General features: G+C 38.3%; 10 protein-coding genes. 5 read left to right on the plus strand and 5 right to left on the minus strand.

Annotation, left to right across the window (positions count from 1 at the left end):
• Nucleotides 1-48: 48 nt before the first annotated feature.
• Nucleotides 49-1,941: a monovalent cation:proton antiporter-2 (CPA2) family protein gene (locus ACG94X_RS01025; protein ID WP_419381880.1), complete on the minus strand. Its 1,893-nt coding sequence runs from the start codon at nt 1,939-1,941 to the stop codon at nt 49-51.
• Between the two features lie 92 nt (nt 1,942-2,033).
• Entirely contained in the window at nt 2,034-4,259 is a 2,226-nt protein-coding gene (locus ACG94X_RS01030) for a primosomal protein N' (RefSeq protein WP_419381881.1), read from the minus strand.
• A gap of 154 nt (nt 4,260-4,413) precedes the next feature.
• Here ACG94X_RS01030 and gspF point away from each other — a divergent pair, with 154 nt between their 5' ends.
• The 3 genes from gspF (at nt 4,414) to ACG94X_RS01045 (ending at nt 6,726) form a co-directional block, all read left to right on the plus strand.
• Nucleotides 4,414-5,619 (plus strand): type II secretion system inner membrane protein GspF, encoded by a 1,206-nt coding sequence (gene gspF / locus ACG94X_RS01035; protein ID WP_419381882.1) that lies wholly within the window; start codon nt 4,414-4,416, stop codon nt 5,617-5,619.
• A 50-nt stretch (nt 5,620-5,669) separates the two neighbouring features.
• Nucleotides 5,670-6,107, plus strand: a complete 438-nt coding sequence (gspG, locus tag ACG94X_RS01040; protein ID WP_419381883.1) for a type II secretion system major pseudopilin GspG — start codon at nt 5,670-5,672, stop codon at nt 6,105-6,107.
• 283 nt (nt 6,108-6,390) lie between these two features.
• Nucleotides 6,391-6,726, plus strand: coding sequence for a hypothetical protein (locus ACG94X_RS01045; RefSeq protein WP_419381884.1), 336 nt, complete (start codon nt 6,391-6,393; stop codon nt 6,724-6,726).
• Between the two features lie 214 nt (nt 6,727-6,940).
• Here the strand turns inward: ACG94X_RS01045 and lnt are convergent, their stop codons facing one another.
• Together lnt and ACG94X_RS01055 are read right to left on the minus strand one after the other, a co-directional pair.
• The gene (gene lnt / locus ACG94X_RS01050) at nt 6,941-8,500 is read right to left on the minus strand and encodes an apolipoprotein N-acyltransferase (RefSeq protein ID WP_419381885.1); all 1,560 of its coding nucleotides are present in this window, start codon (nt 8,498-8,500) and stop codon (nt 6,941-6,943) included.
• Nucleotides 8,497-9,336: a CorC family transporter gene (locus ACG94X_RS01055; protein ID WP_419381886.1), complete on the minus strand. Its 840-nt coding sequence runs from the start codon at nt 9,334-9,336 to the stop codon at nt 8,497-8,499. Before ACG94X_RS01055 ends, lnt begins: the two co-directional genes overlap by 4 nt.
• A 359-nt stretch (nt 9,337-9,695) precedes the next feature.
• On the opposite strand from ACG94X_RS01055, the gene tusA reads away from it, so the two are divergent.
• Nucleotides 9,696-9,953 carry a sulfurtransferase TusA gene (tusA, locus tag ACG94X_RS01060; RefSeq protein WP_419381887.1) on the plus strand — a complete coding sequence of 86 codons (258 nt, stop codon included), beginning with the start codon at nt 9,696-9,698 and terminating at the stop codon, nt 9,951-9,953.
• 98 nt (nt 9,954-10,051) lie between these two features.
• On the opposite strand, the gene ACG94X_RS01065 is transcribed toward tusA, so the two are convergent.
• Nucleotides 10,052-11,764: an electron transfer flavoprotein-ubiquinone oxidoreductase gene (locus tag ACG94X_RS01065; protein ID WP_419381888.1), complete on the minus strand. Its 1,713-nt coding sequence runs from the start codon at nt 11,762-11,764 to the stop codon at nt 10,052-10,054.
• Between the two features lie 215 nt (nt 11,765-11,979).
• Here ACG94X_RS01065 and ACG94X_RS01070 point away from each other — a divergent pair, with 215 nt between their 5' ends.
• Nucleotides 11,980-12,591, plus strand: a complete 612-nt coding sequence (locus ACG94X_RS01070; protein WP_419381889.1) for a DUF1285 domain-containing protein — start codon at nt 11,980-11,982, stop codon at nt 12,589-12,591.
• Nucleotides 12,592-12,617: the final 26 nt, after the last annotated feature.

Raw genomic sequence — 12,617 nt, forward strand, 5'->3', positions numbered from 1 at the left:
GATGGTGACGATATTATAAATCACAAGTTTGATCTATTTGAAAATGATTTATAGCGGTGTTTGCTTGTCATCTCGTGTCACATTAATCCGATCTCGATTGCTATGTAGTACCTGAGTTCTTTCCAAACCTGATTCATCTTGATCAGGATCATCTTGGAATTGGCTCAGTTCTTGGGTCGAAACCTGAGCATCACTTTCAAATAAATGTTCTAGCTCAGATAAGAAGTTTTTATAGCTTTCAAAAACTTTTTGCTCATCTGTGTAAATACGTTGTTGTCTAGACAATAATTCTTCATCATAATTTCGAAATAACTCGATACTGTCATAAGCATCTGATTTATTTATACCTAATTCACATAGCGCACGATAAGAGATTCCTAATGATGTGAGATAAGTTTCACGCCAAATATGTTTGACCCCTAAATCTCGCAATAAATGTGTGTGATAACGGTCGCGCGCACGTACCAATAAAGCAAGGTTTGGGTAATTCAAACGAATGTGCCGTGCAACATTAATCGAATCTTCTACATCATCAATGGCTAGAACAAATACTTTGGCATGCTCAATACCTGCCGAACGTAATAAATCAGGTAAAGTCACATCACCATAATAGAGTGTGCCACCATAGCGGCGAACAAAATCGATTTTTTGTAAATTATTATCAATGGCTGTAAATGTGAAGTGCTGCATATGTGCCAAACGCGCCACAACTTGTCCAACACGACCAAACCCTGCAATGATTAAAGCAGGGTGCTGATTGGGAATCTCATCGTATTGAGGTACGGTATCTTTATCGAATAAAGGTAGAAGTTTACTGCTCACTAACCAAAAAAAGATGGGGGTCAGTACCATAGACAAAGTCACAATCAAAGTGATTGGTTCTAAAATTGCATCAACCAGAACTTTTTCACTTTTTGCGACATTGAGAACCACAAATGCAAATTCCCCACCTTGTGCAAGGCAGGTGGCGATCATCAAACTATTGCTCCAACTGTATTTTTTATAGCGAGCAATCGCTGTCATCACCATGCCTTTAAGCATAATCAACAATACCGCACCACCAATGATCAGCATTGGCATTTCTATAATTAACGAGAGTTGAGTGCTCATTCCTACAGTCATAAAAAATAAACCAAGTAGGAGTCCTTTAAATGGCGCAATACTGGCTTCTAGCTCATGGCGAAATTCTGAATCTGCAAGTAAAACACCTGTTAAAAATGCGCCCAAAGTTGTGCTTATTCCCAAGGTGTCCATGAGTAAAACCACACCGAGGACAATGAATAAACCGACTGCGGTGATGAGTTCTGTTGCGCCGCTTTTAGCAACGAAGCGGAAAAAAGGTCGCATAATATAACGGCTAAATAAGAATAAGCCTGTAAATGTCGCAATAATTGCAGCAAAGTATGCAACGCCATGATGTGTCGATTCCCCGCCTGCAAGTAAGGGGATGACTGCGATCAGTGGAATAGCGGCAATGTCTTGAAAGAGTAAAATAGAAAATGATTGTTGACCGTGTGTGGTATTGAGTTGTTGTTTTTCTTCTAAAAGCTGTAAAACAAAGGCAGTGGATGAAAGCGCGAGTGCGAAACCGATGACAAAACTGGCAGATAAACTTTGTTGTAATAGTAAAAATACGGTGCCCATTAACACGATGCCAGTCATAATCACTTGAAGGCTTCCCACAACAAAGATGGATTGTCGCATTTCCCAAAGTCGCTGAGGTCGTAGTTCAAGCCCAATCAAGAACATCAGCAGAATGACGCCAAATTCCGCAAAATGCATAATGTCTTTAGGGTCACTAACAATATTGAATACGCTTGGTCCAAGTAATATGCCAGTGAACAGATAGCCTAAAACTGTTGCAATGCCCAATTTTTTCCCAAGTGGCACGATCAGGAGTGCAGCACCTAAGAAAATGGTAATTTCTAACAGTAATGACATGTATTTGTCCTAAATTTATTCTGTAGAAATTGTAGCTTGATTTTATGATTCACTTGGAAATATTTGTGAATAAATTATCCTTTTTACTTTTATTAGCTCAATTCTTGCGGATCGATATCAATCGTCAGTTTCATATTAGATGGTTTGTTGTGTAAAACGAGTTGCCACCATTGTCTACTATAAAAATGCATTTTGGCACGATCTTGTGAAAGCAGAACCACATGGGCTTGGTAACGTCCCGCTTTGCGTTCCATTGGTGCAGGAATTGGACCCCAAATATCAATTAAGTTTGCTTCGGAATTTTGTCTTAATACCTGTGTCATTTCGGTGAGAAATTCTAGGTTTTGCTCCTGAGTTTTAGACTCACAACGGATTAGAATGGCATAGCGGCAAGGCGGTAACAGTGCCACTTGGCGATCTTTTAACGTTTGTTTTGCAAAAGCACGGTAGTCATTATTAATTAAAATATTCAGCAGTGGGTGGTCGGGTCTTAATGTCTGTAAATATACATCACCTTTTTTATCACCACGACCTGCACGACCTGAAACTTGTACCACCAATTGTGCTGTACGTTCCATGGCACGGAAATCGACACTGAGCAAACCTGCATCAATATCTAAAATTGCTACTAATGTCACGTAAGGGAAGTGATGTCCTTTGGCGAGCATTTGCGTGCCCAATAAAATAGTCGGTTGGCTTTTTTGAATTTGATCATAAATTTTTTGCCAACTACCGACACGACTGGTGGAATCACGATCTACACGTAACACAGGGAAATTAGGGAACAATTCATTGAGCGTTTCTTCGACTTTTGCAGTGCCAATACCAATTGGTTTTAAAGTGTGTTGATTACACTTGGGACAAGCATCGGGCATACGATTAATCGTGCCACAATGATGACAATGTAAATGTTGATATGGCTTTAAATGTAAAGTGAAATGTGCATCGCAATTGAGGCAATTGGCTTGCCATCCACAACTTTCACAAATTAAAACAGGTGCATAACCTCGACGGTTTAAAAAGATCAGTACTTGTTCTTTTTTCTCTAATCTTTTTCTAATTTCTTCAACCAATTCATGACTTAAACCATGCTGTTTTTTAGCAACTTTCAAATCAATCACATGCATTTTTGGCATGACTGCTGTGCCAGCACGTTGGTTTAGTTCTAGACGGGTCAGCTTTTCTTGTCGGGCTAAATAATAGCTATCGATACTGGGTGTGGCAGAACCTAAAATAATTGGACAATTTTCTAGATGCGCACGATATAGGGCAACATCCCGTGCATGATAGCGAAAACCTTCTTGCTGTTTAAAAGACAGATCGTGTTCTTCATCTAAAATGATCAAACCAAGGTTGGGCATTGGTGTGTAGATTGCAGAACGTGTGCCTAAAATAATCGAGGCTTTGCCTGTTTGCGCATGTTGCCAAGCCTGTAGGCGTTTGCTGTCATTTAAGCCTGAATGCAATAAAGCAATATTACAATGAAAGCGAGATTGAAAGCGGCTAATGGTTTGTGGGGTCAGTCCAATTTCTGGAACTAAAACCAGCACTTGTTTACCTTGTTTTAAAACCTCTTGCATGACTTGTAAATAAACTTCAGTTTTACCACTTCCTGTTAAGCCATCCAGTAGAAAGGCTTGGTATTTTTTAACAGCTTTGAGAATAGTGTTAATGGCTTTCTTTTGGTCATCATTTGCTGTCAAAGGCATTTGTGCCAATTGCATCGGTTCAGGCTTAAAGTTTTGTTCTTCTAAGTCACAACGGATAATCTCTTTTTTTTCCAATGCTTTTAATGTGGCAGTTTCTATGCCGCTCAAATTTAGAATATTTTCCTGCGTCCCTTTGGGATGCAGCTTTAAAATTTTATAAGCATCTTGCTGTTTTTCAGAACGCTTTACTTTATCTTCTGCATGTAAGTCTAAAACCTTCCACATTCGTGCAAGTAAATTGTAAGGTTTACCTTGACGCAATAATGTTGGAATTGCCGCTTGAACAACTTCTCCAATAGGGAATTGGTAATATTGTGCAGACCATGTCAACAAACTTAAAACTTTCTCGTCTAAAATTGCCCGATCATCCAAAAGCTCTGTGATGGCTTTGAGTTTAAAACTGGGGTCAATGGGTGCATCGACGGGTAGTTTTTCAACGATAATTCCCACCAGATTTTGACGACCAAAAGAAACTGCGACACGTGAGCCGATTTCCGCTTGTGCGTATTGTTCGGCACTGAGTTTATAGTCAAAACAGTCATAGATATACACGGGTACAGCAACACGTACACGGTAGATGTTTAAGCTAGATTCAGTATCAGTCTGCATAATCAATAATCAAGGGCTCTTGGGTGAAATAGTATCGTGTACTGTTTAGGCTTATGTTAGAGTGTAACCGTCATTTATAAATATGAATATGAATGATTTATAGGGTTGGACGCAACTGCTTAAATTAAAAATTTAGGAAAACTAGAGCATAATAATGCCCGCATATCAATTTACTGCGTTAGACGCATCTGGAAAGCAGCAAAAAGGCGTGTTAGAGGGAGATTCAGCACGTCAAATTCGCCAACAATTACGGGATAAAGAACTCACTCCTGTAACGGTAGATGCTGTTGAGCAAAAAGATAAAAACAAATCTTCAGGATTCTTTCAACGTAAATTTTCTGCCTATGAATTGGCTTTGATGACACGTCAACTGTCTGTTTTAGTTGCAGCAGCAATTCCTTTAGAAGAGGCTTTACGTGCTGTTGCGAAGCAAAGTGAAAAAGTTCATGTGCAAAATCTTCTACTTTCAGTACGTTCTAAAGTTTTAGAAGGGCATTCACTGGCTCAGGCGATGCAACAAACAGGGAGTTTCCCCGATTTGTACATTGCAACGATTGCAGCAGGTGAGCGTTCGGGGCATTTAGACTTAATTCTAGATCAATTATCAGATTACACAGAAAACCGTTTTGCTATGCAAAAGAAAATTCAGGGTGCGATGATTTATCCAATCATTCTCATGTTGATGTCTTTTTCAATCGTGATGGGTTTAATGACGTATGTCGTTCCAGATATTGTCAAAACTTTTGATCAAAGCAAACAAGCATTACCGTGGATTACCGTTGCTTTAATGAAAGCCAGTGATTTTATTCGACAAGCTTGGCCCTTTATATTGGTCGCGAGTGTCTTGGGTATCTTTTTATTGATTAGATTCCTAAGGACTTCGGCAGGGCATTATGCTTTTGATCGTTTAACACTCAGACTGCCACTATTTGGTAAATTATCACGTGGTATAAACGCAGCACGATTTGCCAGTACCTTATCTATTCTTACGCAATCGGGCGTGCCTTTGGTTGATGCTTTGAAAATTGGCGCAGCTGTAAGTAGCAATTGGATCATTCGTGATGCTGTTAATATCGCAGCGGAAAAGGTAACAGAAGGTGGAAATCTTGCAACGCAATTAGAGCGTTGTGGCTATTTCCCACCAATGATGGTGCAAATGATTAAAAGTGGTGAAACATCGGGAGAGTTAGACCGCATGTTACGTCGTGCATCAGATATGCAAGACCGTGAAGTTTCTGCATTTATTTCCACATTATTGGCATTATTAGAACCTTTGATGTTGGTTTTTATGGCAGGTATTGTTTTGGTTATTGTGATTGCTGTGATGTTGCCAATTGTCAATATGAACAATATGATTTAAGCGAACCCTATTTTATTATTTTTATAACGAAATTTAAGCGAGATTTTTAAATGCAACGGAAGTTATATAAAAGCAAACAATCAGGATTTACATTAATCGAAGTTATGGTTGTTATCGTGATTCTAGGTGTTTTAGCAGCATTGATCGTACCAAACGTCATGGGACGTGGCGAAAAAGCCAAAGTTGACACCACAAAAATTACCTTAAAAGGTGTAGCTGGTGCTTTAGACCAATATAAGTTGGACAATGCTCATTATCCAACTGCACAAGAAGGCGGTCTAGATGCTTTGGTTAATCAACCTGCCACAGCAAAAAACTGGTTACCAGGTGGTTATATTAAAGGTGGTTATCCTAAAGACAGTTGGGATAATGACATTCAATATGTGATCCCTGGTTCAGAAGGACGCAAGTTTGATTTATATTCTTTTGGTGCCGATGGTAAAGAAGGCGGCGCAGAAAATGATGCTGATATTTATTACACACCTTAAGTGAAAATCATTCTAAATACAGAATGGTCGTATGCATCACTTCATTCAATTAAGTGAATAAATGTTGAGTGAAGTGATAATGTTTCTTAATTCATAAAATCACTTTAAATTGATGATAATAAAATGTTTATTAAATGGGGTGGTATTTGAGAGTTATAATAACAATTATTCCCATGTTTGATAGTTACAAGAAAGATAAACTATGGATAAAAATAGACTTTTTATTTAATTAAAAGCTTGCATAATAGTTCTTAAGACAACTTGAATTGTCTAGGAGGGTATGATGAAAGCATTATTATTATCGGATGAAATTAGTCAGTTTCATTGGGCGATGCTCAAATCTGTTCTTTTAATTCTGAGCTTATTACCGATTAGCCAATTTTTTATAAACTTATGGCAAAGTGCAGATGCCACCAGTCAAATTATGATTGGTTTTATGGCAATGAGTGTATTTAGTGCATTAATGATTATTAGTTTTTATAATGCCTTAAATCTCACGGTGGTTCAGTTAAAAACTGAATTCTCGTCATTATTAGAACAACAGTTAGTCAAAGTTTACCGCTATGTTCCAATGTTATCATTGGCTGCAATGCTGTCTTATTTAGTAACTCAATTTTAAAATTTACTTTTAAAACATGTGCTTGGAAGTGTTACTGTATTGAAAGCCGAGGATGTCCTCGGTTTTTTTTTAAACTTAGAAATTAATACTCAAGATTTTCCTTTTACATGATCTATTGTCAGTTTTTGGGCGGTCTTTGTGCTGTAATTTTATTTAGAGCTTAAATCCCTCTTTAATTAAGAGGGATTTTCTTCTTGCTCAGAATATAGGGGAATTAACGTCTAGATTTAAAGCTGACATCAACCTTTTTAGGGCGATAAATCCATCCTAAAAGAAGCAGTAAGAAAGAGAAGCCTAAAATCGGCCAATCACTTAAACGGGTATATAATGTTTCACCTTGCATTGCAGGTAAATCACCACGTAATACGGCTTTTTTATCGACAGGTGCTTGTTTGACAATATGACCATTGTGATCAATAAAAGCTGTTACACCTGTATTGGTGGCACGAATAAACCAACGCCCATTTTCCTTCGCTCGCATTTGTACCATTTGCAAATGCTGTAAAGGTCCTGCGGTACCTGTAAACCAAGCATCGTTAGAAACAGTCACTAAAAAGTCACTATTGATCGCATTGCGACGAGTGAGATTTGGATAAGCCACCTCATAACAAATCGCAGCAGCTAAATTGTGTCCTTTGATATTAAATGGTTTTTGGTCTTTCGCACCGCGTGAAAAACCAGCCATAGATGGGTCATTCTGTAAAGAGGGTAGAACCCATGCCAATAATCCAGAGAGTGGAATATATTCACCAAATGGAACTAGACGTTGTTTTTTATATAATCCTGAAGATTCAGCACCAGAAGCCATCATACTGTTGTAGTACATTGGGTAGCCATTTTGCTGAGATTCTTTTAAATCCCAATAAGGTATGCCAGTCACCCATGCTGTTCCTGAACTTTTACCTTGTTGGTCCATCATGTCTAAAAACTGTTCAATATCTGTTTGAAACAGTGGAATAGATGATTCTGGCCAAACAATCAGGTCACGTCCCCATTCTGTACGACTCAGATTCACATAAATTTCAAGGGTTTTAACTTGGTATTCAGTTAACCATTTTAAATCTTGAGGAATGTTGCCCTGAATTAAGGAAACAGTCAGCGGTTTTTCTGCTTTAGGATGTACGAATGTGATATATGAAGCACCCCATGCACCCAATAACAATAGGGCAGAAGGCACAACCCAAAATATTTTACGATTGATCACTTCTACAAGGGCACAGGCAAGTAGAATAACCACAAAAGAAATAGCAAAAACACCAAATAAAGGTGCATAACTATCTAAGAAGCGTTCAGTAAATGCGTATCCTGCAAATAGCCATGGAAACCCAGTAAATACCCATGTTTTAGACCATTCGAAAAGTACCCATAATGGTGCAAAAGTGAGTGGGGTTTCTGGGAAAAATCTGCGATAAACCCATGTTTGCACGGCTGTAAACAAGCCCATCAAGAGTGCCATGATCACAATCATAAGCACACTTAAGGCAGCGTTGGTATCGCCATAAACATGGATCGAGGTATAAAGCCAAAAAGCACCGACAAACCATAAACCAAAACCATAACTTAGACCTAAGGCAAAAGCTTGCTTAGGAGAGCATCCCTTTAAACATGCATAAAGCAATGCAGGAGATAAAATCGCAAGACACCACCAATAAAAAGGGGCGAGCGCTAAGCTAAACACACCACCTGCAATCAATGAAATGATCAGTGGAAATATAAAGGGCAGCTGTTTTTGTTGTTGGGATGGATTTAACAGTTTGTCGAAGTATGCTCTCATTTATGTACAGCTCGAATCAGATGAATAGTACGGGCATCTGCTTCAATAATTGTAAATTGCCAATCTTCAAGTTCAATGACCTGACCTTGTAAATCACTGACTAAACCAATTTCTTGAAGCAATAAACCGCCAACAGTCTCTACTTCATCGTCAGAAAAATCAGCATCTAAAACATTGTTGAAATGTTCAATTGGTGTAAGTGCTTGCACAATCCATGTATTTGCTGTGCTATGGGTTTGATCTGGAATAATAAATTGAGCTTCTTCATCTACATTGTCGTGTTCGTCTTCAATTTCACCGACAATTTCTTCAAGAATATCTTCTAAAGTAACCAATCCTGCTGTTGAACCATATTCATCAATCACGATGGCAATATGGGTTTGTGTATTTTTCAGCATTCTCAATACTTGGTCTGAGCGTGCGCTTTCAGGAACAAATAAAGGTTGACGCATGAGCGCACGGACATCTAAGACAGATGAGCGATCCGTCAGAAAAGGCAAGAGATCTTTAGCTAATAAAATACCCACCACATTTTCAGGTTGGTTGGCAGAGAAAACTGGAAAACGTGAATGAGCAGATTCAATAAGAACATGCAAAATATCAAGAAGTTGGTCATCTTCTTGTAAGCTGACCATCGCTGTGCGAGGTGTCATGACTTCACGAATTTTTGTTGCAGGAAGGTCTAAGACGCCTTCTAACATTGCAACAGTATCGGGTTCTAAAAAACGACGTGAATCTTGTACTAATTTTAGCAGTTCATCGCGGGTTTCGGGAGCAGTTCCTAACCATTTGCGTAATCCACGCATTCCCCACGATGGGCCTGATTCCTCGTGCATGATCTTTCCTAAAGACTCTTAATATCTAGTAAATGATTTTTTATCATACCGAAGAAAATACAGAAGTCTATCTTTTAACTAAGGCATTTCGATGAATATAGCGATCATTTATGCATAGCCTGATTTATTTTAAAAATTAGAGACTATTCCTCTTACTTTTTAGCTTGGTGCAAATTCAATGTGTATAGTTCAACAGCGAAATAATGATGAGCCTAATCCATATCTCTATTATTTTGTGCAAAATTTAAGTCTGGAATGTTCAAGATTAAAATAGTATTGATGCGTAATAAAATCCACTAGATCAGCCTTTAGATTGATTTATGCTAAAATAATGCCAAATTTGTAATTTGAGTTTGTGAATGTCTGAATCATCTATTTTACCTTCTATTCAACTGAATACTCGTGGTTTACGTTGTCCTGAACCTGTGATGATGTTGCATCAAGCCATCCGTAAGTCGAAGTCAGGTGATATTGTAGAAGTATTTGCAACAGATAATTCAACTACATGGGATATTCCTAAATTTTGTATACATTTAGGTCATGAACTGGTTTTACAAGAAGAAATTTTAGATGACGCAGGGAATAAAGAATTTCATTATCTAGTTAAAAAAGGTTGATAAACCTATATTCCTTATGGTTTTAATTTACGGTGTTGCTAAGCGTATTTAAATAAAAAAGACCCGCATTTCGCGAGTCTTTTTTATTTCATATAAGATTACATATTTGGATAGTTTGGACCACCGCCACCCTCAGGTGTTACCCAAGTGATGTTTTGCGAAGGATCTTTAATATCACAAGTCTTACAATGGACGCAGTTTGCAGCATTAATTTGGAAACGCTTCGAGCCATCATCATTTTCCATAATTTCATAAACACCAGCAGGGCAATAGCGTTGAGCTGGCTCATCCCATTTTGGTAAGTTTACATTCACTGGAATAGATGCATCAGTCAATTTCAAATGCGCAGGCTGATTCTCTTCATGAACCGTATTCGATACAAACACTGAAGACAAACGGTCAAATGTGATTTTACCATCAGCTTTTGGATAATTCGGTTTGAATGTCGCAGCATCAACAGTTTTTAAAGTGCTGAAATCAGGTATTAAATCATGCAATGTGAATGGCACTTTAAAGATGTTTTGATCGATAAAGTTAAATGCACCACCCATCCATAAACCGAATTTGTGCATTGCTGGACCAAAGTTACGAGAACGATGTAACTCTTCTTTTAACCAGCTATTGTCAAATTTTTCTGTGTATGCAGTGACTTCTTTAATGAAGAAATCTTCGCCTTCAGTCACACGAGCAACAGCTAAATCCCCGCCTTTTTCATGACCTGCTTTGATCGCTTCAAATATAGCTTCACCACACAACATGCCAGACTTCATTGCAGTATGAGAGCCTTTGATTTTTGCAAAGTTTAAGAAACCTGCGTCATCACCAATTAAGCAACCACCAGGGAAGGTCAATTTAGGAAGAGAGTTTAAACCACCCTTAACCACAGCACGTGCGCCATAAGAAATACGTTTACCACCTTCAAGATACTGCTTGATTAATGGATGCGTTTTCCAACGCTGCATTTCTGCAAATGGATACATATTTGGGTTTTCGTAAGATAAATCTACGATCACACCTAAAGTTACTTGGTTATTTTCAGCATGATATAACCACCAACCACCGGTCGAACCTGTTTCGGTCAAAGGCCAGCCTGAACCGTGCATCACAAGACCTGGCTTGTGTTTAGCAGGATCAATTTCCCAAAGTTCTTTAATACCAATGCCGTAATGTTGCGGATCTGCATCTTTGTCTAGGTTGAATTTAGCTAGTAAACGTTTACCTAAATGACCACGGCAACCTTCTGCAAAAATCGTATATTTCGCATGAAGTTCGTAACCTGGAGTGAAGTTGTGAGTCGGCTCACCATCTTTACCAATCCCCATGTCACCTGTTTGAATGCCTTTTACAGAACCATCTTCATGATAAAGAATTTCTGAAGCAGCAAAACCAGGGAAGATAGAAACTTCTAATTCTTCAGCTTTCGTACCTAACCAACGAACGACATTACCCAATGAAATAACATAGTTACCATCATTATGCATCGTTTTTGGAACCATCCAATGAGGTGCTTCTTGCGACTTTTCAGCAGACATTAAGAAGTATGTTTTATCTTCCGTTACAGGAACATTTAAAGGCGCGCCTTCTTCTTTCCAGTTTGGGAAAAGTTCATTGATTGCACGTGGTTCAAGTACAGCACCAGAAAGGATATGCGCACCAACTTCAGAGCCTTTTTCAACCACACAAACCGAAAGATCTGGAAGATTGTTTTCAATAGCTAATTGACGAATTTTAATCGCAGCAGAAAGACCAGCAGGACCTGCGCCTACGATCACTACGTCAAACTCCATCGATTCACGTTCGATGTGTTCCATGTAGGACTCCTCATATTTCAAAGGGTGGCAACCGTATATATTTATTGAACTTTAATATAAATTACAATAAATCGGTGCTGCCGTGAGTGTTCTAAAAATTTCGTGATACGAATTAACGCTCGTATCGATAATATATTTTGCGCTAGTATAGTTTCAAACCTTGATCTAGCCAATTGGCTGAGTCGTTTTATTTTTTAGTCAGCAAGGTATAAACCATGGTAAATCAAAATAATTCAACATCAGAGGTTCAAAATCAAGCTCATGTTGATAATAAAAACTTAATGAGCATTGCACAATACATAAAAGATGGACAGGCGGGTCACAAAAGGTCAATTCCCCCTTTAGAGCAATGGCAGCCAAAGCATTGTGGCAAAATGGATTTGACGGTAAAAGCCAATGGAGAATGGTGGCACGAAGGTCAATTGATACGTCGCCAAGCTTTATTAGATTTATTTACCAAAGTACTTTGGAAAGAGAATGGACATTTCTATTTAAAAACCCCTGTTGAACAGATTGAAATTGATGTTGAAGATGAGCCTTTAGTGATCAATCAAGTCGATCAAATTGAAATTGAGGGAAAGCAATATTTGCAACTCACTACACCACAACAAGATATGATTATTGTGGACAGTGAACATCCTATTTTTATGCGAGAGTACCAAGGTGAATTGAGACCTTATGTACATGTTCGTTTTGGAATAAATGCATTGATTCAACGGCATAGCTTTTTCCATTTAATTGAATATGGCGAGTTGCTTGAAAATGATCAAGGCGCAACCATATTAAGTTTGAAAAGTGGCGATTTACACTTGCAATTGGGCACTTGAGGTTTAAGCTTGTTAATGATTTTTGA

This window comes from Acinetobacter psychrotolerans, from assembly GCF_048552595.1.
Classification (GTDB): Bacteria; Pseudomonadota; Gammaproteobacteria; order Pseudomonadales; family Moraxellaceae; genus Acinetobacter.

Bases quoted from the DNA above. Each gene is read 5' to 3' on its own strand.
- gspG (WP_419381883.1), top strand. From the start codon at position 5,670: ATGCAACGGAAGTTATATAAAAGCAAACAATCAGGATTTACATTAATC.
- tusA (WP_419381887.1), top strand. From the start codon at position 9,696: ATGTCTGAATCATCTATTTTACCTTCTATTCAACTGAATACTCGTGGT.
- ACG94X_RS01025 (WP_419381880.1), bottom strand. From the start codon at position 1,941: ATGTCATTACTGTTAGAAATTACCATTTTCTTAGGTGCTGCACTCCTG.
- ACG94X_RS01030 (WP_419381881.1), bottom strand. From the start codon at position 4,259: ATGCAGACTGATACTGAATCTAGCTTAAACATCTACCGTGTACGTGTT.
- ACG94X_RS01055 (WP_419381886.1), bottom strand. From the start codon at position 9,336: ATGCACGAGGAATCAGGCCCATCGTGGGGAATGCGTGGATTACGCAAA.
- gspF (WP_419381882.1), top strand. From the start codon at position 4,414: ATGCCCGCATATCAATTTACTGCGTTAGACGCATCTGGAAAGCAGCAA.
- ACG94X_RS01070 (WP_419381889.1), top strand. From the start codon at position 11,980: ATGGTAAATCAAAATAATTCAACATCAGAGGTTCAAAATCAAGCTCAT.
- ACG94X_RS01065 (WP_419381888.1), bottom strand. From the start codon at position 11,764: ATGGAACACATCGAACGTGAATCGATGGAGTTTGACGTAGTGATCGTA.
- ACG94X_RS01045 (WP_419381884.1), top strand. From the start codon at position 6,391: ATGAAAGCATTATTATTATCGGATGAAATTAGTCAGTTTCATTGGGCG.
- lnt (WP_419381885.1), bottom strand. From the start codon at position 8,500: ATGAGAGCATACTTCGACAAACTGTTAAATCCATCCCAACAACAAAAA.